The organism is Paraburkholderia sp. GAS333, from assembly GCF_050435665.1.
GTDB lineage: Bacteria > Pseudomonadota > Gammaproteobacteria > Burkholderiales > Burkholderiaceae > Paraburkholderia > Paraburkholderia fungorum_A.
In genome coordinates this window covers 513,182-535,236 of sequence record NZ_JBNDKS010000003.1, presented here as the reverse complement: position 1 = coordinate 535,236, position 22,055 = coordinate 513,182, and the positions used below count along the sequence as shown (strand labels likewise).

The 22,055-nt window shown below is 61.8% G+C and carries 21 protein-coding genes; 18 read left to right on the top strand and 3 right to left on the bottom strand.

Annotation, left to right across the window (positions count from 1 at the left end):
• Window positions 1-33 precede the first annotated feature (33 nt).
• From ABH945_RS18155 to ABH945_RS18125, 7 genes are all read left to right on the top strand, one after another.
• Entirely contained in the window at window positions 34-303 is a 270-nt protein-coding gene (locus tag ABH945_RS18155; RefSeq protein WP_429251412.1) for a DUF1427 family protein, read from the top strand.
• A 40-nt stretch (window positions 304-343) separates the two neighbouring features.
• On the top strand, window positions 344-1,027 hold the full coding sequence (locus tag ABH945_RS18150) for a YoaK family protein (protein WP_429251411.1): 684 nt from the start codon (window positions 344-346) through the stop codon (window positions 1,025-1,027).
• Window positions 1,028-1,097: 70 nt separating this feature from the next.
• Entirely contained in the window at window positions 1,098-2,048 is a 951-nt protein-coding gene (locus ABH945_RS18145) for a glyoxalase (RefSeq protein ID WP_074770158.1), read from the top strand.
• Window positions 2,049-2,055: 7 nt separating this feature from the next.
• Window positions 2,056-3,540, top strand: coding sequence for an alginate export family protein (locus ABH945_RS18140; RefSeq protein ID WP_074771193.1), 1,485 nt, complete (start codon window positions 2,056-2,058; stop codon window positions 3,538-3,540).
• 57 nt (window positions 3,541-3,597) lie between these two features.
• Window positions 3,598-5,325, top strand: coding sequence for an FAD-dependent oxidoreductase (locus tag ABH945_RS18135; protein WP_074770156.1), 1,728 nt, complete (start codon window positions 3,598-3,600; stop codon window positions 5,323-5,325).
• 78 nt (window positions 5,326-5,403) lie between these two features.
• A complete protein-coding gene (locus tag ABH945_RS18130) occupies window positions 5,404-6,393 on the top strand; it encodes an MBL fold metallo-hydrolase (protein WP_429251410.1) in 990 nt (329 codons plus the stop codon).
• 44 nt (window positions 6,394-6,437) lie between these two features.
• Window positions 6,438-6,881: a DUF3331 domain-containing protein gene (locus ABH945_RS18125; protein ID WP_429251409.1), complete on the top strand. Its 444-nt coding sequence runs from the start codon at window positions 6,438-6,440 to the stop codon at window positions 6,879-6,881.
• An 18-nt stretch (window positions 6,882-6,899) separates the two neighbouring features.
• Here the strand turns inward: ABH945_RS18125 and ABH945_RS18120 are convergent, their stop codons facing one another.
• Both ABH945_RS18120 and ABH945_RS18115 read right to left on the bottom strand, forming a co-directional pair.
• Entirely contained in the window at window positions 6,900-8,318 is a 1,419-nt protein-coding gene (locus tag ABH945_RS18120) for an ATP-binding protein (protein ID WP_429251408.1), read from the bottom strand.
• Window positions 8,319-8,331: 13 nt separating this feature from the next.
• The gene (locus ABH945_RS18115; protein WP_074771190.1) at window positions 8,332-9,045 is read right to left on the bottom strand and encodes a response regulator; all 714 of its coding nucleotides are present in this window, start codon (window positions 9,043-9,045) and stop codon (window positions 8,332-8,334) included.
• Between the two features lie 194 nt (window positions 9,046-9,239).
• On the opposite strand from ABH945_RS18115, the gene ABH945_RS18110 reads away from it, so the two are divergent.
• From ABH945_RS18110 to ABH945_RS18065, 10 genes are all read left to right on the top strand, one after another.
• Window positions 9,240-10,460 carry an ABC transporter substrate-binding protein gene (locus ABH945_RS18110; RefSeq protein WP_429251407.1) on the top strand — a complete coding sequence of 407 codons (1,221 nt, stop codon included), beginning with the start codon at window positions 9,240-9,242 and terminating at the stop codon, window positions 10,458-10,460.
• 38 nt (window positions 10,461-10,498) lie between these two features.
• Window positions 10,499-11,542: a FecCD family ABC transporter permease gene (locus ABH945_RS18105; protein WP_429251915.1), complete on the top strand. Its 1,044-nt coding sequence runs from the start codon at window positions 10,499-10,501 to the stop codon at window positions 11,540-11,542.
• Window positions 11,539-12,384: an ABC transporter ATP-binding protein gene (locus tag ABH945_RS18100; RefSeq protein WP_074770148.1), complete on the top strand. Its 846-nt coding sequence runs from the start codon at window positions 11,539-11,541 to the stop codon at window positions 12,382-12,384. Before ABH945_RS18105 ends, ABH945_RS18100 begins: the two co-directional genes overlap by 4 nt.
• Before the next feature lie 131 nt (window positions 12,385-12,515).
• Window positions 12,516-13,670: a porin gene (locus ABH945_RS18095; RefSeq protein WP_074770146.1), complete on the top strand. Its 1,155-nt coding sequence runs from the start codon at window positions 12,516-12,518 to the stop codon at window positions 13,668-13,670.
• A 254-nt stretch (window positions 13,671-13,924) separates the two neighbouring features.
• Window positions 13,925-14,203 (top strand): hypothetical protein, encoded by a 279-nt coding sequence (locus ABH945_RS18090; RefSeq protein WP_429251406.1) that lies wholly within the window; start codon window positions 13,925-13,927, stop codon window positions 14,201-14,203.
• Entirely contained in the window at window positions 14,200-14,514 is a 315-nt protein-coding gene (locus tag ABH945_RS18085; protein WP_429251405.1) for a hypothetical protein, read from the top strand. The genes ABH945_RS18090 and ABH945_RS18085 overlap by 4 nt, the downstream gene beginning before the upstream one ends.
• A gap of 47 nt (window positions 14,515-14,561) precedes the next feature.
• A complete protein-coding gene (locus ABH945_RS18080) occupies window positions 14,562-16,247 on the top strand; it encodes a PepSY-associated TM helix domain-containing protein (protein WP_429251404.1) in 1,686 nt (561 codons plus the stop codon).
• Between the two features lie 775 nt (window positions 16,248-17,022).
• Window positions 17,023-17,691 carry a CsgG/HfaB family protein gene (locus ABH945_RS18075; protein WP_429251403.1) on the top strand — a complete coding sequence of 223 codons (669 nt, stop codon included), beginning with the start codon at window positions 17,023-17,025 and terminating at the stop codon, window positions 17,689-17,691.
• Between the two features lie 65 nt (window positions 17,692-17,756).
• A complete protein-coding gene (locus ABH945_RS18070) occupies window positions 17,757-18,128 on the top strand; it encodes a DUF4810 domain-containing protein (protein WP_429251402.1) in 372 nt (123 codons plus the stop codon).
• A 10-nt stretch (window positions 18,129-18,138) separates the two neighbouring features.
• Complete coding sequence (locus ABH945_RS18065) at window positions 18,139-18,804, top strand: DUF799 domain-containing protein (RefSeq protein ID WP_429251401.1); 666 nt, start codon at window positions 18,139-18,141, stop codon at window positions 18,802-18,804.
• Between the two features lie 197 nt (window positions 18,805-19,001).
• Here ABH945_RS18065 and ABH945_RS18060 read toward each other — a convergent pair whose 3' ends face one another.
• A complete protein-coding gene (locus tag ABH945_RS18060; RefSeq protein ID WP_429251400.1) occupies window positions 19,002-21,197 on the bottom strand; it encodes a TonB-dependent receptor in 2,196 nt (731 codons plus the stop codon).
• A gap of 339 nt (window positions 21,198-21,536) precedes the next feature.
• Here ABH945_RS18060 and ABH945_RS18055 point away from each other — a divergent pair, with 339 nt between their 5' ends.
• Window positions 21,537-21,968 carry a response regulator gene (locus ABH945_RS18055; protein WP_429251399.1) on the top strand — a complete coding sequence of 144 codons (432 nt, stop codon included), beginning with the start codon at window positions 21,537-21,539 and terminating at the stop codon, window positions 21,966-21,968.
• The last annotated feature ends 87 nt before the right edge of the window (window positions 21,969-22,055 follow it).

The following is a 22,055-nucleotide window of genomic DNA, read 5'->3' as shown; positions in this document are numbered from 1 at the left end:
CAGCGCTATACGGGAAACTTTGAGGACAACAGCATGGGTTACATCATTTCACTCGGTGTCGGATTTGGCGTCGGGCTCCTTTACTGGCTGCTGAAAGTACAGTCGCCAGCGCCGCCGCTGATCGCGCTTGCCGGATTGCTTGGCATGGTGCTGGGTGAGCATGCGATTCCGGTCGTGAAGGCGCAGTTCTTTGCGCAGGCTGCTGAGGTTCAGGTCGCCGGGGAAGCCACAAGCGCGACAGTATCTGAAGCGAGGTTATCAGCGAACCCGGCCAACGCATCCAGTGCAAAAGGCCGTAGTTAATGCACGGGCAAATCCATCGCCGCTCATCGGAGGTGTTCGCGTGAACAAGCACGAGGACACCATTCTTGCGTGGATCGCAGGGTACGTCGACACGCTTGGCTTTATCGCGTTGTTCGGATTGTTCACTGCGCACGTCACGGGAAACTTCGTGCTGATCGGCGCGGAAGTCGCAGGCGTCGGGCAAGGCGTACTGCTCAAGTTGCTGGCGTTTCCGTCGTTCATTGTCGGCATTGCCCTGAGTAGCGTGATGTTCAAATTTCTCGAACGGGGTCACGCGGAACATGCTGCAAGTGCGCTTTATCTGCTCCAGGCGGTATTGCTGATCGCGTTCATGATCGCAGGCTGGGCCGCAATGCCTATCGAGAATTCCACTGCGTCGGCGGTGTTGCTCAGCGGTGTAGTGGGAACGATGGCAATGGGCGTGCAGAACGCGCGCGGTCGACTGCTACAGAGCGCGGGACTACCGAACACGGTGATGACCGGCAATGTCACCCAGGTTGTACTGGATGTCATCGAACTGATTCATCGTGGTGCGCGCGGCGGACATGGGCAGCAAGTGCGTGAACGGCTCATGTCGACGCTCGCGGCGATGGCGGGGTTTGCCGTCGGAGCGATTTGCGGCGCATTGGCTTTCGTGCGTATTTCGTTTATCGCCATCGCGTTGCCAGTTTGCCTATTGCTGTTGCTGGCCTGGAGCAGAAGAGCGCTGAAAAACAGCGAATAAGTTTCTTTTACAGCGGCGTTCCGCGTGAGCGCTGCCGGTTCAACCATTGCCAACACTACTGGGTAATTCAATGCTCAAATCGCTTTATCGACTCCGTTCCGTTAGCGTTCTGTCGGCCGCTCTCGTCATTGGCCTCGCGCCGTTCTCCTCCGCATTTGCCGATGCGGATTCGCGCGACGTCGCGAATGCGTCGAGCGCAATGGCCGCGCAACAGCCGAATGTGGCGGTTGGTCCGCAATACGACACGACTCACGTGTATGTCGCTTCCGCGGATCTGGACGCGTTCGTCAGCAGCTTCCTCGCGACGTTTGGCGGCAAGGCGTCGCCTCGCGCAGTATTTACGGTCACGCCGACGCCGAGCAAAACCGCATCGCAATATGTGCAGACGCCGGTCGGCATGCTGTCGGTATTCGGCTTCGAAACGCCGGTGCCGTATCCGTTCGGTAATGAACGCACCGGCTATCTCGTCACCAATATCGATCAGGCGTTGAAAGCGGCACGTGCATCGGGCGCCGACGTGCTGGTCGATTCGTTCGACGATCCCATCGGCAAGGACGCGATCATTCAATGGCCGGGCGGTCTGACGATGCAACTCTACTGGCACACGAAGGCGCCGAACTATGCGCCGTTGCAAAGCGTGCCGGATAACCGTGTGTATGTGTCGCGCTATGAGGCGAAGAACTTCGTGCGTCGCTGGCTGCACTTCTCGCACGGCAAGGTTGTGTCGGACAACGCGCATGCAGACGCTGGTGTGATCGGTCGTCCGGGCGAGACTGTGCGCGAGATTCGTATCGATTCGGGCTTCGGCAAGATGGTGGTGTTCGTCACGGACGGCAAGCTGCCGTTCCCGTTCGGACGCGAAACGACCGGCTACGCAGTCGCGGACGTTGCACAGACGCTGGACAAGGCGCAAGCGGCGGGCGCGAAGGTGCTGTATCCGGCGTACGGCAGCGCGTCGGGCAAGACGGCAATGCTCGAATTCCCGGGTGGCTATATTGCTGAAGTTCACGATGGCCAGTAATGCCGTCATGAGAAAAAAGCGCGGGCCGCTGCACGCGGTTCGCGTGCTGCTGATCAGCTCGGGGCTGGCGGCGGCGCTGCCCGCCTCGGCGGCGGATATGGCCGTGGGCAGCGCCGACGACACCACGACAGGCAGCGCGGCCACCACCGCGAGTGCAGCCGCTGCGTCGGACAAATCGTGCGCGCGTCCCACGGTGATGTTCAATCGCTGGCAGGAGAACTGGTCGGCGCTGGCGAACCCGTGCGTGCCGAAGCGCCCATTCGACTCGCTGAAGTACATTCCGCTATTCGGTAATCCCGACGCGTATATCTCGCTCGGGATGGTGCTTCGCGAGCGGCTTGAAATGAACGACGCGCCGTTGTTCGGCCTCGGCTCGGGACGCGACGACACGTATGTGCTGCAACGTCTCGAAGTTCACGCGGACGTGCATCTCAACTCGCATGTGCAGATCTTCACGCAATTCGAAGACGCGCGGCCGTTCGGCAAGGACAACGTCACGCCGGTCGACAGGAATCCACTCGATCTGCGCCAGGCGTTTGTCGCGATTACCGAGCCGCTCGGGCCGGGCGAATTCAAGTTCCGCGTGGGCCGCCAGGAGATGGCATTCGACTTGCAGCGTTTCGTATCGGTGCGCGACGGCCCGAATGTCCGTCAGGCTTTCGACGCGATCTGGGCCGACTATGAAACGGGTCCATGGCGTTGGATCGCTTATGCCACGCAGCCGGTTCAATACCGCGACCAGTCCGATTTCGACGACGTTTCGAATCGCGATCTGACGTTCAGCGGCGTACGCGTCGAGCGCAAGAGTGTGGGGCCGGGCGACCTGTCGGCGTATTACTCGCGATATAACCGCAGCAACGCGAAGTTTCTCGATGCGACCGGCAATGAGCACCGCGATGTTTTCGACGCGCGTTACGCGGGCAACGTGAACCACATCGACTGGGATGTGGAAGCGATGTATCAGTCAGGACATGTCGGTAGCAAAACGATCGGCGCGTGGGCGGTGGGATCGCTGGCCGGCTACACGCTGGCGAGCGTGCCGTGGACACCGCGTTTCGGTCTCCAGGTCGACGCGGCTTCCGGTGACACTCATCCCGGCGATGGCAGGATCGGCACATTCAATCCGCTGTTCCCGAACGGCTATTACTTTGCGTTGGCGGGTTATACCGGCTACACGAACGTGATTCACGTCAAGCCGTCGCTGATCGTCAAGCCGAGTAGCAAGCTGACCTTGCTGGCAGGCGTGGGTCTGCAATGGCGTGAGACGACGGCGGATGCGGTGTATGGGCAAGGGTCGTCGGTCGTGCCGGGCACGGCGGGAACGGGTAATCGCTGGACCGGGTTCTACACGCAACTTCGGGCCGATTACGCGATCAATGCGAATCTCGCCGCTGCGCTCGAAGCCGTGCATTTCCAGGTGGGACCTTCGCTGCGCGACGTGGGCGCAAAAAATGCCGACTACGTCGGCGCCGAATTGAAATTCAGCTGGTAGCAATAGCTTTACAGATGAGCCCATGGCGAGCGCGATGGGCGACACGAGGTCGACACTATGAGCACCCCGGATTTGTCTTCTGACGCGTTTGCACCGTCCGAACTCGAACTGCCTTTTTCGTCGCTGGAATATCGCCAGCATCAGATGTTTCCACGCTTGTCGGCGGCGGAGATTCAAAGCGTGCGTCGTTTTGCGCGGCCGATGTCGTTCAACGAAGGCGAGTTGATTTTCGAAACCGGACGTGTCGCGATAGGGCTGTTTGTCCTGTTGCGCGGGCGCGTTCGCATCTATTCGCGCGATAGTTTCGGCCGGTCCACGCTCGTCACCGAACATGAAGACGGCCACTTCATGGCGGAGATGGCGCAACTGTCGGGCAAGCCCGCGTTGATCGACGGTATTGCGTTGACCGATGTCGAGACGCTGGTGATCGAGCCGGACAAGCTCAGGGCGTTGATCGTCGCGGATGCGCAACTCGGCGAGCACATCATGCGCGCGTTGATCTTGCGGCGGCTCGGACTGATTGAACAGGGGCTGGGCCCGATCATCGTCGGCAATGGCGACGATGCGCGACTGGTCAGCTTGCAAGGTTTCTTGCGCCGCAACGCCTATCCGGCGACGGTCATCGACGCACGCAACGACCCGGAAGCGATCACGCTTTTAAGCGGCATGACGGCCGGCCCAGACGATTTTCCACTGGTGTTCTGCCCGAACGGCAATGTGCTGCGCGCGCCTGACGAAGTGCAACTGGCTTCGTGCCTGGGGCTCGTGCCGACCTTCGAGCCTTCGCATGTGTACGACGTCGCGATTATCGGTGCGGGGCCGGCAGGGCTCGCCGCATCTGTCTATGCCGCGACTGAAGGATTGTCGGTCGCCGTATTCGATCAGCGTGCGCCGGGTGGCCAGGCGGGGGCGAGTTCGAGAATCGAGAACTATCTCGGCTTTCCCACGGGAATTTCAGGCCACGCATTGGCCGCGCGCGCGTTCCAGCAGGCGTTGAAATTCGGCGCGCATCTGGCGATTCCCGGCAAGGTGACCGAAGTCAAAAGACAGAACAATGCGTTCGCGCTGACGCTGCTCGATGGACAACGCGTGAACGCGCGCACGGTCGTGATTGCGAGCGGCGCGGCGTATCGCAAGCCGACTGTGCCCGGCTTCGAGCGTTACGAAGGGCGCGGCACCTACTATTGGGCATCCACGATCGAAGCGAAACTGGTGAAAGGGCAAGACATTGTTCTGGTGGGCGGCGGCAATTCCGCGGGCCAGGCGGTGGTGTTTCTTGCCAACTTCGCGCGCAGTATCCGCATGCTGATTCGCGGCAAGGATCTGAACGCGAGCATGTCGAAGTATCTGATCGACCGGATCGGCTCGTTGCCTAATGTCACGCTTTGCACGGGTTGTAGCCTGCTAGAACTCGACGGCGACGATGCGGGGCTCACGCAAATCCACGTACGTCATGAAGATGAAAGCGAAGTGGAAGTGCTGGAATCGCGGCACCTGTTCCTCTTTATCGGCGCGGATCCGAAGACGGACTGGCTGAGTCCGAGCGGCGTCGAACTCGATAATCGCGGCTTTGTCGTGACCGGTTTCGCCAGAAGCGCGCATGAATCGCCCGATACCGGTGTGCGTTTCCCGCTTGAGACCAGTTTGCCCGGCATGTTCGCGGTCGGTGATGTGCGCTCGGAATCGGCCAAGCGCGTGGCGTCGGCAGTGGGCGATGGCGCGGCTGTCGTCAGCCAGATTCATGCGTACCTGAGTCGAATGGCGACGCCGGTTCAGGACAATTAATAGAAGATTAATAACGGCTCCGGGTCGCCGCCGTTATGCTTGTTCGACGGAAATCAGGGTGCCGGGAGAAAGTCAGTCATGAATCGCCAGAAATGGTCTGTACGGTGGAGCGCTTGCCTGATTGCAGCGGTATTCTGCGGCGCGGCGTTTTTACCCGAGCTTGCATCGGCTGCGGCTCCGCAGGTCAAAACCCAGGCGCCGGGTTTTTATCGCGTGATGCTCGGCGATGTCGAAGTCACTGCGTTGAGCGACGGCACGCATCCGTTTCCCATCGACACGGTGGTTCAGGACGTGCCGAAAGCTGAAATCGCCCGCGATCTTCAGCGCGACTTTCTTCAGGCGCCCGTGCAGGGGTCGATCAACGCGTTTCTGATCAATACCGGTTCGAAGCTCGTGCTGATCGACAGCGGTGCAGGCGTGCTGTACGGCAATTGCTGCGGACGACTGCTCGCGAATCTGCGCGCAGCGGGTTATCAACCCGAACAGGTCGATGAAGTACTGCTGACGCATCTGCATAAAGATCATGTCGGCGGTGTGATCTCGAATGGCGCGATGGTCTTTCCGAATGCGGTAGTGCGCACGAGTCAGACCGAGGCAGACTACTGGCTGAATCCGGCGAACAAGAGCAAAGCGCCTGCGTTCCTGAGTACTTTTTTCGATTCGGCGATTGCGTCGGTTGCGCCTTATGTCGCTGCAGGACGCTTTAAACCGTTCAACGCCGATAGCGAATTCGAACTCGAACCTGGCATTCGCGTGATTCCAGTGCCGGGCCATACGCCGGGGCACGTCGCTTATCTGATCGACAGCGGCAAGCAGGATCTGCTGGTCTGGGGCGATATCGTCCACGTTGCGGCGATCCAGTTGCAGAACCCGAAGGCATCGGTCGAATACGACACCGACGCGGCATCCGCGCAACGTTCGCGCCGTTACGCGCTTCAACTCGCGGCGGATAAACACTATCTGGTGGGCGCCGCGCATATCGCGTTTCCGGGACTGGGGCACATCCGGAAAAACGGCCGCACGTACGACTGGGTGCCGGTCAACTACGAATCCGCGCCAGGTCGATGAATCCTGCGCATGCCAGTCCTCTCATGATTTGGAGGAAACGATAAATGGAAACAGACAGGATCGCGATTGCTCAGATTGCACCGGCTGCGCCCGCCGCATTTCACGCAAGCGGGGTTGCCGTGTGGAGTCACGTGATCGACGCGCTAGTGGGCGGATTCGGCAACGCGGGCGAGGGCGCTCGGTACCTGGAGCCGCGCGCGGACTGCAAACGGCCGTACGTTCTGTCGCCGCACGTACAGGTGAACGTGATCGAACGTTTGTCGGATACGTCGGTGTCCGTTCGATGGCGCGATGCCACGCGTTGCCGCTATGACGATCAGATCTGGATCAGTTGCCGCGCGCGCAGCGGTGGCCGTTGCGCGTTGAGCGGCACGACGATCCGCCGGCACGATTTCGTCTATAAGCCGCGCACGCGCAGTGTCGTGCCCGCGAATGCCAATGCGATGATTCTCGCTTCACTGGTTGAGCGGGTGCCTGCGTTGACGTGAGTTTGCAAGGCCACGCGTCTAGCTATCCCGCTGGAGTGTCAGTACCGCATCGAGACCACCACCCGGACGGTTTCGCAGAATCAGCGTGCCGCCGTGCGCGGCGGCGATGCTTCGTGCAATCGTCAGGCCGAGTCCGGTGCCGGTCTGTGCGTGCGCCTGTTCCGCGTGCGTCGTTTCGAGCCTGAAATAAGCTTCGAAAACCCGTTCGAGCATCGCTTCGTCAGCAATACCGGGACCGTTGTCGCTGATAACAATCGTCACGGCTTGGCCTATATCGCTCACCTTTATCGCCGCGTCTCCACCATAACGGATCGCGTTGTCGACGAGATTTTGCAGACATCGCTTCAGATTGCGTGGATACCCCGGAAACGGCTTCAATACCTTTCCTTCGACCGTCACCGAGTGCCCGGCCTCGCGTGCATCTTCGGCGAGGCTGTCGAGCATCGACGCGAGATCGATGTCGTGACGCGCTTCGGTAATCTCCGCGCCTTGCACGGCGTGCAGCGTCGCGCGCACCATCGCTTCCATTTCGTCGAGGTCGCCGCGCAGGCGCTCCCGCCATTCGGGATCGGGCAGCATCTCCGCGCGCAGACGCAGGCGCGTCAGCGGCGACCGCAAATCGTGCGATACGGCCGTCAGAAAACGCGTGCGTGCCGCGATGCCTTCGGTCAACTGTTCCTGCATCCGGTTGAACGACTGCGCGGCGGTGCGCACTTCGAGCGGCCCCACTACGGGCAACGGCGAACGGTAGATATTCCGGCCTAACGCCTCGGCGGCTTTTGCAAGCTGTTTTAAAGGCCGCACGGCGAAACGCACCGCGACGAGCGCGATCAGGAATACGGCGGTGAGTCGGACGAAATAGATTCGCACCAGATAGTCGAGCACCAGCGACCACGGCTGCGTCTGCATACCCGCCTGTCCTTCATTGGCCTCGACATCGAGCCAGGGACCGTCCGGTACTTTCAGCTGAACGTGAAAATCGCCGGTGGGCATACGCGAATCGAACAAGCTGAAAATGCCCTTATGGTGGCCGGATTCGTCACGCAGATGCGCGTCGAGCAGGCGCACCTCGACCGGTTCGCCGAGCCGCCGCGCGATCACGCCAGACACCAGATTGCTCACCGTGTGCCGCGCGACCGAACCGCTGTCCGGCGCGTCGGGCAGATCGGCGGGTATGTCGATCGGGCGTAGCCGGTAGCGCGCATCGCCGAGCTGATCGATGATTGTGTGGCGCATGGCGTCGTCGGGTGCGTGCTGCAGCAGCCGCACTGTGTCGGCGAGACGGCTGGCGAAGAGTCGCGCGGGAATTTCCAGCGTACGGTTGTCGTGCGTCTCGAACCAGATCGTGCTGGTGAACAACTGGCCGCCGAACATGCCGACCACCAGAATCAGCACGAGCCGTCCGTAAAGCGTGTCGGGCCACAGGCGCAGTTTCATCACAGAGCGCGCTTCATGCTTCGTAGCCGACATCGGCGACCAGCATGTAGCCCTCGTTGCGCACGGTGCGGATCAGCGCCGCCTGCCGCGCCTGATCTTTCAGATGCTGACGCAACCGGCTGACGCAGACATCGATTGAACGGTCGAGCGGCGTGCGTTCCTTGCCGAAGACCTGGTCGAGCAGAAACTCGCGCGACAGCGGCCGGTTCGGATGATCGAGCAGCGTGCGCAGCGTCCGGTAATCGGAGCCGCCGAGCGACACGATCACGCCATCGGGCGACAGCATCTGCTTCATACGCGTATCGAGCCGCCATCCGGCGAAGCTGACATAGGTGCTCGCGTCCGCGCGCGGCGTGACCGGCATGGCGCGCGTGCGCTTGAGCACGGCCTTGATCTTGGCGACCAGTTCACGCGGATCGAACGGCTTGGGCAGGTAATCGTCCGCGCCCATTTCGAGTCCGAGAATGCGGTCGAGCAGCCCGCCGCGCGCGCTCAGGATGATGATCGGCACGCTGTGTTCGCGCCGCAATTCGCGGGTGATATCGAGTCCGTCTTCGCCGTCGAGCATCAGATCGAGCACGACCAGATCCACTTGCGACGAACCGATGATCCGCGTCATTTCGGCGCCGTTGCCCGCCGTGCTCGCGTCATAACCCATCTCGCGCAGATAGTCACGCAGCAGTTGGCGGATGTTGGGATCGTCATCGACGATCAATATGTGGTCCATCTTCAGGCTCTTGTTTTTTTGCCCCTGGTGCCCGGTGCCGGGTGGTGTTTCCAGGCGGGGCAGCAGGGCGTCGGACGCGGCCAGGCCGCTCCAACACATTCCATTACAAAACAGCGTGTTTTCAACACATCGCCATTACATTGCGCGGCTAAAGTGACGCCAAATGCCAATCATTCTCATTAACTAACTATATCATGTCGATTTTTAAGACATCTTCGAGCCGGCCCGCTTTTGCCCGGCTGGCAAGCGCCGTCGCGGTTTGCGCGGTGTTCACGCTCGGTTTCGCCGGGGCCGACGGGTTCGCCGCGACCGCTACGGATACGACGGCCGCTGCGCCCGCAGCAGGCACCGTCACCGATCTGGCGGGCCGCACCGTCAGGATTCCCGCGAATCCGCACCGCATCCTGCTGGGCGAAAGCCGTCTGCTGATGGCGACTGCGCTGCTCGAAGGCAAGCAGCCGCTCGCGCGCATTGTCGGCTGGCAGGGCGACCTGCCGGCGATGGACCCGCAGACCTTCAACGCGTACGCGGAAGAATTCCCCGGCATCAAACAGATTCCGCTGATCGGCAAGGCGACCGAAGACAGCATCAGCGACGAAAAAGCGCTGAGCCTGAAGCCGGACCTGGCGATTTTCAGCCTCGCCGGCCACGGTCCGAGCCGTTATAGCGCACTGGTCAAGCAACTGGAAGCGACCGGCACGACGGTGGTGTTCGTCGACTTCCGTCTGCATCCGATGCAGAACACCATTCCGAGCATCAAGCTGCTCGGCGCGGTGATGCATCGCGAGAAAGAGGCCGATGCGTACGCGCAGTTCTATCAGCAGCATCTGGCGCGGGTGGAGAGCGTCGTGAACGCGGTGCCGCAGTCGCAACGTCCGAAGGTGTTCGTCGATCTGCTCGCGGGCGTGTGGGATGCGGGCTGCTGCCACACTGCGGGCAACGGCAATTTCGGCGAGTTCATCACCGCGGCGGGTGGCCGCAATATCGCTGCGGGCCTCGTGCCCGGCGTGCTCGGCGACATCAGCATGGAACAGGTGATCGCGTCGCAACCGGACGTGTACGTCGCAACGGGCAGCCGCACGAAGCCGGGTCTCGCGTCGCTGCGCGTGGGCGCGCTGACGAGCGACGCCGATGCGCGCGCGAGCCTCGGCACGCTGGTGTCGCGGCCGGGCTTCGACACGATCAAGGCGATCCACGACGGCCGCGTGCATGGCATCTCGCACAACTATTACGACTCGCCGTACAACATCGTCGCAATCGAAGCGTTCGCGAAGTGGTTCTATCCGCAGCAGTTCAAGGACCTCGACGTGCACGCGACGCAAACCGAGTTGTACCGCCGTTTCCTCGCAGTGCCGCCTGATGGCGCGTACTGGGTCGACAGCCCGGCCAAAGCCGCTCCGCTGGCCGCACGCTAAGAGATTCGCCGATGTCCACGCTTGAACCTTCCGCGTCGATGCACGGCGCCGTAGTCCGCGATTACCGGCGGCTCGTGCAGCGGCGCGTCGTGTGGCTGCTCGTCGTGGCCCTGTTGATCCTCGGCTCGCTGCTGTTCGATCTGCGCTCCGGGCCTTCGGGGCTGCCTGTCGCGACGCTGTTGCGCACGGTGTTCGAGCGTGGTTCCGCCGATCCCGCGACCAGCGTGATCGTGTGGCAGATCCGCTTGCCGTACGCGGTGATGGCGCTGATCGTCGGTGCGTCGCTGGGGCTGTCGGGCGCGGAAATGCAGACCATCCTCAACAATCCGCTCGCGAGTCCTTATACGCTGGGCGTGTCGGCGGCGGCTGCATTCGGCGCGTCGCTGGCGATCGTGCTCGACATCGCGATTCCCGGCGTGTCGCAAACGTGGATCGTGTCGGCTAACGCATTCGTGTTCGCGTTGCTGTCGGCACTGGTGCTGGACGGTGTCGCGCGCTGGCGCGGCATGAGCACGGCGGGCGTCGTGTTGATGGGCATTGCGCTGGTGTTCGCGTTTCATGCACTGGTCGAGCTGATGCAGTTCATCGCGTCCGCCGACGCATTGCAGGGCCTCGTGTTCTGGACGCTCGGTTCGCTGGCGCGCGCCGACTGGACCAAGATCGGCGTATTGAGCGCGGCGCTCGCGATCGCGCTGCCGCTGTCGATGCGCAACGCGTGGACGCTCACCGCGCTGCGCCTCGGCGAAGACCGCGCGGCGAGCTTCGGGATCGACGTGCGCCGTTTGCGCCTCGGCACCTTGCTGCGCGTGTCAGTGTTGTCCGCGCTGGCGGTGTCGTTCGTCGGCACGATTGGTTTTGTCGGGCTGATCGCGCCGCATATCGCTCGGACTTTGTTCGGCGAAGATCATCGCTTCTACCTGCCGGGCAGTGCGCTGATCGGCGCACTGATGTTGTCGCTCGCGTCGATTGCATCGAAGCTGATCATTCCAGGCGTGCTGATTCCGGTCGGCATCGTCACGGCGCTGGTCGGCATTCCGCTGTTTCTCGGCATCGTCGTGCGTTCGCAGGGGCAACTCAATTGAGCGGCCTGCACATCCACGATCTGAGCGTGAATTACGGCAAGCGCCCGGTCCTCGTTTCGCTCGACGCCGGCCCGTTGCCGCGCGGACAGATCACCGCGTTGCTCGGCCCGAACGGTAGCGGCAAGTCGACGTTGTTGCGCACGCTGGCCGGTCTCACGAAGGCGAACGGCGGGTCATTGTCGCTAGACGGCGAGACGCTCGCGCTGTCGGCCGTCAGCGCGCGTTCGCATAGCGTCGTGTACCTGCCTCAAGCGCTGCCTGCGGGCGTGCGTCTGCAGGTGCTGGAATCGGTGCTGGTGGCCGCTCGCGCGACGCGGGACGGGTCACTTCAGGCACGTGGCAGACAGCATGCAAGCAATGGCGAATACGCCGCAAAAGCGCACGCGGTGCTGCAACGCCTCGGCATCGAAGCACTCGCCGCCCGTTCGCTCGACGAATTGTCCGGCGGACAGCGACAGCTGGTCGGCATCGCCCAGGCCTTGATCCGCGACCCGCAAGTGCTGCTGCTGGACGAGCCGCTGTCGGCGCTCGATCTGAACCACCAGTTTCACGTGATGCAGGTGCTGCGCGAGGTTACACGCGAGCGCGGCATCGTGACGGTCGTCGTGCTGCACGACATCAACGTCGCGATGCGTGCGTGCGACCGCGCGATGCTGCTGCATGACGGACATATCGTGCATTTCGGGCCGCCGCAAGACGTCGTCACGGCGGCGAGCCTCGCACGCGTTTTCGGTGTTCTCGCGCGAATCGAGCCGTGCTCGCGCGGACACCATCAAGTGCTGATCGACGGTCTCGCCGATCGCACGGGCATCGCCAACCGCATGGGCGCCGTCAGCCCATAACCACGCGGCCAGCCAGCCCACTTCTCAAGCCGTTTGCCGTGCTTCTCGTGGCGCCCTTTAAACAGGGCGCTGCGTGTTCGCGCGCGAACTGCAATCTCGATCTCATAGACGATTAACAGACCAGGAAAAAGATGAAGAAGGTTCTTGTGATTGCCGCATGCGCGGCGGGGTATGCCGCGAGTTTCGCGACGGCGGCGCATGCGCAGTCGAGCGTGACGCTGTACGGGATTATCGATGCGGGGCTGTCGTACACGAATAACCAGGGCGGTAGCAGCAACGTGCAGGCGGGCAGCGGCACGGTGACGGGCAGTCACTGGGGCTTTCGCGGGCGTGAAGATCTGGGTGGCGGCACCGCCGCGATTTTCCAGCTCGAAAGCGGCTTCAGCGTGATGAACGGTACGCTGCGCCAGGGCGGCCGGATGTTCGGCTATCAGGCGTACGCGGGTTTGACGAACGACCGCTTCGGCACGATCACGCTCGGCCGGCAGTATGACTCGGTGGTGGACTATCTCGCACCGCTGAGCTTCACAGGGCACCATCCTGGCGGCAACAACCTGTCCGCGCATCCGTTCGATAACGACAACCTGAACAACTCGTTCCGCGTGAACAACTCGGTGAAGTTTGCGAGCAACGACTATCACGGCCTGCATTTCGGCTCGTTGTACGGCTTCTCGAACGAAGCGGGCGGTTTCTCGGACAACCGTCTGTACAGCTTCGGCGCGTCGTATAACAACGGCCCGTTGAGCCTCGGCGCGGGTTATCTGCAGGCGAACAACGGCGGCAGCACGACCAACACCAGCGGCGCGATCACGCTGACCGACCGGACCTTCATCGCGGCGCGTCAGCGCACCTTCGGCGCGGGCGCGAACTACACGATCGGCGCGGCGACGCTCGGTTTCGTGTGGACGCGTACGCAACTCGGCGGCCTCGATACGATCAATGGTGCGAACAGCCTGGGTATCGCGGCGAACGGGCAGGGCATGAGCTTCAACAACTACGAAGCGAACGCGAGCTATGCACTGACTTCCGCGTTGAGCCTGCAGGGCGAGTACACGTACACGTCGGGCGCGATGTCGACGGATACCGGCGCGCATCATCCGAAGTGGCATGAGGTGTCGCTGATGGCCGACTACTCGTTGTCCAAGCGGACCGACGTGTATCTGCAAGGCAGCTACCAGCACATCAGCGCGGATGGCTCGGGCCTGACCGCCGATGTCAGCGGACAAACCGCGTCGTCGACCAATCAGCAGGTGGTGGTGGCAGCGGGGATGCGTCACCGCTTCTGATGCTTTTGATGTTGCTGATAGGGATGGCGGTGCCGGTTCGGGCCGCTGTTGCCGGTCGCCGTGGTGTTGGGAGACCGCGCCACGGTTTGTAAACGTTGTACTTCCAGAACCGGATCGACGCGGGTTTAACCGCGAATGAGCCCAGGTTAGGCGGTCCCACGCCCATCGGCCACTCAGCCGAACGACTCGCTTGCGTGTATGATAATCATTCTCATTAATATGGCTTCGCCGCCACGCACGCGTTTCGTTGAATCATGGGCACTGTTTTGATCGTCGCGCCGGCTTTTGCCGGCGCTTTGCTGTTGTACGTCAGCTCGCCCGCGCAGCGCTGGCTGCGCGCGCCGTGGCCCGCCAGGTCCGCACGTCTGGCCGCGCTAGTGTGCGTCGCGATATCGCTGGTTTGCGCGGCTCGCGCGTTGCAACCGGCGACGTCGCTGTCGGTCGTCGTGACCGTGCTGATGGCGTGTCTGACCGCTGCGCCGTTCATCGGCGCGCTGATCGACCACAGCCGTTCAAAGCGCGCCGCATCATGACGCGCGCATCCATTTCCCGCCGCGCGGCAGGATCGATCGAACGCGATCTGATGATGAAATTCGTCGCCGGTGTGATCGGCGGCTTTGGGCTGGCGCTGGCGGCGAGTGCGCTGTTCGTGCGTCTGTCGCCGGGCGGCCTGACTGCGGCGAGCAAATTTCACGTCGCCATGTGGCTCGTGCCGCCGCTGTGGATTGCGCTCGCGTCCGCCTCGTTCATGTTTCGCAGCGGCGCGCGCGCATTCGGCTGGCTCGGGTTAGCCAACCTGGTCGCGTTCGCACTGGTGCTGCTTGTTCAGCGCGTGCCGCTCTGAACGTTTTTTTCGTGCTTTAGCCCTCCATTCTTCGAGCGGCGCGCCGCTTGTCTCACCTTCCGTTCAGCATGCGCAGCGACATTCTCCGCGTTTATAAGACCGTTCATACGTGGACCGGCATCGTTGCCGGCCTGCTGCTTTTCATCGCGTTCTACGCGGGCGCGATCACGATGTTCAAGGATTCGCTGACCGACTGGACGACGCCGCCCGCCGTCAGTGCCGCGCCGTCGGTGCCGCTCGATCGCGCGGATGTTCTGATCGACCGCACGCTCAACGCGTATCCGGCCGCGCGCAAGCTGTTCACGCTGGCGCTCGTTGACGGTGAACGCGTACGGATGTCGTGGCAATCCGCGCCCGGCCAACGCGAGGATGCGTGGCTCGACGACCAGGGGCAACTGCATACGACGCAAAGCCGTCCGTCCGACGCGGCGAGCTTCATCGACCTCATCCACATGACGGGCGGCGTGCCGGGCGGCTACAACGTCGGCGTCGGCGTGATGGGCGTGGTGTCGCTGCTGTACGGGCTGGCGCTGGTGTCCGGCGTGATCGTGCTGCTGCCGACGCTGGTGAAGGATCTGTTCGCGCTGCGCATCGGTAAAAATCTGAAGCGGATGTGGCTCGACGCGCACAACGCGGTCGGCATTCTGAGCCTGCCGTTTCATCTGGTGATGGCGCTCTCGGTGGTCGCGTTCGGGCTGAGCGACTATATCTTTGACGTGCAGGACAAGCTGATCTACGAAGGCACACTCCAGCCGATGATGGTCGCGCAGAACCCGTACTTCGCGAAGGCGCCGGTCACGACGCATGCCGCCACCGAACCTGCTCCGTCGATGCTGCCGCCGGCGCAACTGCTCGCCCGCGTGCGTGAACGCGCGCCGCGTTTCGAACCCACGGCGCTGCGTTATCGCCGCGCGGGCGAGGCGGGCGCAACCGTGTTCGTCGCGGGAGACGATGCGCGTTTTCTTGCGCGCGACGGCGGCTTTGCGCTGATGGACCCGTTCAGCGGCAAGTTCCTGAATGCGCAATTCCTGCCCGACGGAGGCGGCGGCACGAACTGGTCGTCGGCGACGAGCGCGTTTTACGCGCTGCACTTCGGCACCTATGGCGGCGCGCCGGTGCAATGGGGCTATTTCGCGCTCGGGCTCGCGGGCGCGTTCCTGTTCTACTCGGGCAACCTGTTGTGGATCGAAAGCCGGCGCAAGGCGATGCGGCGCGACGGCGTGCCGGTCACGCAGCGTCGCGCGACGTTCGTGATGGCCTCGCTGACCGTGGGCGTGGCGCTCGGCTGCATCTGCGGAATCTCGCTGACGCTGGCGGCGGGCAAGTTGCTCGCCGGGCGCGTGGACACGCTGCACGCGTGGCATGTGTGGATTTACTACACGACGTTCATCGCCGCGATCGTCTGGGCGATGGTGCGCGGCGCGGCGCGCGGCTCGGTGGAATTGCTCGCGCTGGCGACTGTTTCGACGGCGGCGATTCCTCTGCTGAGCGTGATCGGTGCGCTGGCGCCGTCGAGCGGATTATGGTTTTCCGCGAATGCCGGGCCGCTTGGTGTCGATCTCGGCGCGGCAATCGGCGCGCTGTGTTTCGCGTGGATGGGGTGGAAGACGCGTCAGCGGGTTGGGGAGGGTCGGGGCGATAGCGTGTGGTCGGTGCGGGCAACGGCAACGGCTGATGCGGCGTTGGAAAAGGGTGACGCCCGCGAAGTTGTCGATACGCGGCAAGGGCGTTGAGCATTGCGTTTGGGTTGCGGGCGTGAACGGCTGTTTGAGCGGAGCGGCCTTGTCGCTTTAGTTGCGCGTTTTTGTTCGACCGGACGACCGTGCGCGCAGGCCGCTTCAGCCCAGATGGGGCATCGACTGGTGCGTGGCGCGAGGGCGACTTGCGTAGGTCGCCAGTACGTCGACAAATTATTTTAGTTAGGATGCTTAATATATGAAATTAGTAATTTCATTTCCATGAAAACTATAAAAAACTTTTGATAAATTGAAATTCTTATTTATTTAATAAAGTAAAATAAATTTCGAATAAAAATGGAATTGAGGGTATTCGTTGATATTGATCGTGAACGGAATTTCCATCTCGACACATGCCGATATGAAAAATCGCCATTCTATTCAGAATACTTTAGTTTTCGTCGCTAATCGTCAAAAATCGTCAAAATTATAATAATTCGTACTCGTACGATGGCAGCCCTGTGATAGGTTTGCTAGCTTAGCGCGCTAAACGATCAAACCAATTCGATAGATCGCATGCGTCGACTCGACCCCCGTTTCAAGCGGCCATTCTCTGACGGAAAAGACAGCGCAGACGGTGAGCTTAAAAATCCAGCGTCTTTTCACGCGTACCCAGAACAATGTCTTCGCTGCACCATTCGCAATGACGAAATGCTTTGACGAGGACTTAGTCGGAGCTGCGGATATCGATCAAATGAGTTTTTGCCGGCGCGCCAATCAACAGGCTTTTATTTAATCATCATTGACTGACAAAAAAAGGAAATTAATAAGTATGTCGAAAATATATGGAGTTTCGCTGGTCGCCGTCTCCCTCGCATTGGGCGGATGTACAGCGGAGTCGTCGCATTCGCTGCCGGTCCAGCCGGTGAGCATTTCGCAGACGCCTTACGCGGGTCAGCGCATCGAAATGGCCGTGGGCAAGTTCGACAACCGCTCCAGCTATATGCGAGGCATTTTCTCCGACGGGGCCGATCGCCTTGGAGGCCAGGCCAAGACGATTCTGATTACCGCCCTTCAGCAGAGCGGTCGCTTCAACGTGCTCGATCGGGACAACCTCGACGAAATCCGTCAGGAAGCCGGCTTCATGAAGAAAGGACAGGCAATCAAGGGCGCGAATTTCGTCATCACTGGTGACGTCACCGAGTTTGGACGCAAGGAAGTGGGCGATCGCCAGCTCTTCGGCATTCTCGGCAGCGGCAAGAACCAGGTGGCTTATGCAAAAGTGAGCCTCAACGTGGTCGATACGACGACCTCGGAAGTCGTGGCATCGAGCCAGGGGGCGGGGGAATACAGTCTGTCGAATCGCGAAATTATCGGCTTCGGCGGCACGGCCAGTTACGACTCCACGCTGAATGGCAAGGTGCTCGACCTCGCGATCCAGGAGGCGGTCAACCACCTGGCTGCGAAGGTCGACGAGGGTGTACTCAAGATCTCGCGATAAACGCGCCATGCAACGACGTCGCACGCATCTTCCTGCGGCACACCACCACTCCGAATGAGTTCACGATGAAACAGACAAGCACGATGTGGGGCCTCGGACTTCCCGCAATGACGGCAGCTTTGCTCCTCGCCGGATGCGCGGCAAGCCGCCCGCCACCCCTTTACCAGTGGACGGGCTACCAGCCCGCGGTTTACGACTACCTCAAAGGTGGAAAGGATCCGCAGCAGCAGATCGACGCTCTGGAAAAAGCGCTGCAGGAAATTCGCGCAAAGGGCGCCACGCCTCCGCCGGGTTTTCATGCGCAACTCGGCATGCTGTACGCGAGCGTCGGCAAGGACGGCCCGGCCATGGAGCAGTTCGGGGACGAGAAGCAATTGTTTCCGGAGTCCTCGACCTACATGGATTTCCTGATGAAACCGAAGACGAAACAGCCTTGAGCGAATTGCCATGTCCAGATTGCTTTCTTTAAAACTGTGGTTTGCCCTCTCGACGTTCGCATTGCTGGCCGCCTGTGCGCAGCCCGTCAAGCATGCCGATTACACGGCGTTCAAAAACAGCCGGCCACGTTCGATCCTCGTGCTGCCGCCGGAGAATGAAACGACCGACGTGCAGGCAAGCAGCAGCATGCTTTCACAGATGACGATGCCGCTCGCCGAGTCGGGTTATTACGTGCTGCCCGTGGCGGTGATGAACGAGACTTTCCGCCAGAACGGACTGACCGTCCCGGCGGATATTCAGGCAACCTCGCCCGCGAAGCTACGTGAGATTTTCGGCGCCGACGCGGTGCTGTATTCGAAAATCACGCAATTCGGCACCGTGTACCGCGTGCTTGCCAGCGCGACGGTGGTCACGGCGTCCGCGAAACTGGTGGACCTGAAGACTGGCGAGGTGCTGTGGCAAGGTAGCGCAAGCGCCAGCAGCAACGAAGGGAATAACTACGGCGGGGGCGGTTTGATCGGCATGCTGGTGACCGCGGCGGTCCAGCAGATTGCGGATTCACTGACTGACAAAAGCCACGATATCGCTGGGCTCACCAGTTACCGGCTGCTGCACGCAGGACCACCCAATGGCCTGCTGTATGGGCCGAGATCGCCGAAAGTCGGGACGGACTGATCGGGTCATTCTGATGGCGATCCTCGCTGGGGCGATTCACGCGCGATGCGCTGCTCGTCGGCGGCGCACCGGCGGATAGATCCCGGCAGCCATCCCAACAAAAAAACGCCGCCGGGCCTCAAGCCCTGCGGCGTTTTTCATCATGCACGCAGACCGCCGCAAAGGCGATCCGTCGCCGACAACTACATCGACTGCAATCAGAAGTCGGTGGTCATCGACATCAGGAACGTGCGCGGCGCACCTTGCGTCAGGTAGCCGCCGGTCGTCGACGACCAGTAAGCCTTGTTCGCCACGTTCAGCACGCTGGCACGGAACGTGGTCGGCTTGCCGAACAGCACGGTCGCGTAGCGCGCGCCGAGGTCGACCGTATCCCATGTCGGAATCGACAGCGTGTTGGTCGTGTTCAGGTACTGCGGACCCGTGTGCGTCCAGCGCGCGGTCAGCGTCAGGCCGTTGACCATCGGCACGTCGTACTCGCCGCCGAGGTTGAACATGAACGTCGGCACGCCGATCGGACGATTGCCGTCGGTTCCACCGGTTCCGGTGTCGAGCTGCACGGCATTGATATAGGTCGCGCCAGCGATCAGGCGCACGCCCTTGTAAGGCTCGCCGAACACCGACAACTCGACGCCGCGATGGCGCTCGGTGCCGTTCGCGACGAAGATGTCCGCGCTGTTCGTGTAGGTCTGCGGCTTCTCGATCTGGAACGCAGCGAGGGTCGCGCCGTACTTGCCGTTGTCGTACTTCGCGCCGACTTCGTATTGCTTCGAACGCTCAGGCGCGAGCATCGTGCCGTAGTTCAACGCGGACGACGGTGCAGTATCGCCCATCGTCAGTGCTTCGCTGCGGTTCGCGAACAGCGACACGTTCTGCATCGGCTTGATGACGAGGCCGAACAGCGGTGTCGTGATCGACTGGTCGTAGTTGGCGGTCTGCACGCCGGTGTAGTCGAACGTGTTCGACAGGATCGACTGATGACGCGCGCCGACCGTGAACAGCACGCGGTCGTTCAGGAAGCCCAACGTATCGGAGACCGACACGCTGCGCATGAGCGTCAGCGCCGTGGTTTGCGGATCGTCCAGATTGCCGCCCTGATACACGGTTGCCGGGAACGGCACCTGCACCGGGTTGTACAGGCTGGTGTCGAACGAGCCGCTCAGCGTGTACGCCGACTTCGCGTCGACGCGCACGATCGACGCGCCCGCCGTCACGAAATGCGAAACCGGACCGGTGTTGAAGCGGCCGCGAACGCCCGCTTCGGCGGAATTGGCGTCTTCCTGGTGAGGCACGCCCAAACGCGAGCCGGTCGTGCCGGTGTCGCCGTAGTAGGGCGTGAAGTATTGGCCCTGCTCGTTGGTGTGACGCGTGCCGCCGGTGACATAAGCCGTCCAGCCGGGCAGGAAGTCGTATTCGGCGCGCAGGATGCCGACGGTGTCTTCCAGCGTGCTGTTCGCCCAGGTCTGCGAGTAGTTTGAGGCGGCCGACGGCACTTCCGGGATCGAGTCGCCGGTGACGAACACGACCGGGCGGCCGTTGTCGACGGTCTGACGCTGGTACAGGAAGTCGCCGGACAGGCGCAGTTTCTCGCCGCGCCAGTCGAGCGAGACGGCGGTGGTGTTGTCGCGGCGGTTTTCGCCGTCGACCGACGTTTCGCCGTCGTGGTTCGCCTGGTTGAAGCGGATCCCGAACTGGTCTTCGCTGCCGAAGCGGCGGCCCACGTCGAGGTGCGTGCCGATTTCACCGGTGCCGCTGGTTTCCAGCGTGACGCGCGTGAGCGGCTTGTCGTCGGCCTGCTTCAGTTGCAGGTTGATGCCGCCGCCGACCGCGCTGCCAGTCGGCGAAGCGCCTGCGAGGAACGCGTTTGCTCCCTTGAACACGTCGACGCGTTCGAGCGCGTCGGTCGCCACGAGCTGGCGCGGCGTGATGCCGTACAGGCCGTTCAGCGAAATATCGTCGCCGTTCAGCTGGAAGCCGCGAATCACGAACACTTGCGCAAAGTTGCCGTAACCGTAGGCCGTACGCACGGCGGGGTCGTTCGCGAGCACGTCCGCGATGGTGCGCGCCTGCTGGTCTTCGATCAGCTTCGACGTGTACGACGTCATGCTGAACGGCACGTCGATGTTCTTCTGCTGACCGAGCACGCCGAAGTTGCCGCCGCGCGCTACCTGGCCGCCCGCGAAAGTCGGGGCCAGATCGCCCGGCAGGGCCTCTTTGGCGCCCTGAACCTTGACGGCGGGCAACGTGCTGTTAGGAGCGGAAGTCGTGTCGGTCGACTGGGCAAATGCCACTGCCGGCATGCTGAACGCGACTGCGATGGCGGCGAGGATAGCGGCGCGGCTGGCGGCCGTTTTGGCAGGCGCAACCTGCGGTTCGTGCAAACGTGAAGCTGACATGAAGTGGAAATTTGGGTGGTCGTCGATCTTCCGTCCCGGGGCGCGTGTGGAATCCGGGCGGCATTTTTCTGGCTGCTTACGCGTACTGGCACGGCTTTCGCGCGATTCTGTACACGCTTACAACTCGTGGTCGGCGAGAATTATAGTGCAAATGCGAATCATTATTATTGAAAATAACGTTGACGTCGCTTATGTTGCGGCTATGCAACATGGCTAGTCTGGAAGCGCTTCCGGCGCGCTGCGCTGGTGGGCGGAGAGCGTGTCGGGGCCTAATGGAAAGGCAAGTTGGCACGTGGTTTGCTGGTTGCAACAGACGTTTTTTGATCGCGAGTTGCCTGCATGTCCCGAACACCGTCTACCTGCAAACGATGGAGCGCCCGCGAGGTCCGGTTGTTACACGAAGTGCCGCGCGTTCTTGTCGTCGACGACAACGCGGGTGCGGCCGAGGCGCTCGCCACCTATCTGTCTTATGAAGGCGTGGAGGCCCGCTCGGCCAACGGCTGCGCGGAAGCGCTGCGCTGCGTGAAAGACTGGGTGCCCGACGTGGTGGTGCTCGACATCATGATGCCGGAGCGCGACGGCTACGAAACCGCGAGTGCGCTACGCAGTTATCTGCCGACGCCCAGTCTGGGGATCGTCGCGTTTACGTCGCTCGACGAGGATCACGTCAAGGAGACCGGTAAGGCGCGCCACAATTTCGATGGTTATTGTCAAAAAGGCACGGCGCCGACTGCGTTGCTGGCGTTGATGCGGAATCTCTGGCGGGGTTAAAAAATTGTTTTGATATGAGTGTGGTCGCTGTGTCTCGTAATGCGTTTCGTCATGACTCGTAATTGTTTCGCTGAATCGCTTTCGGTG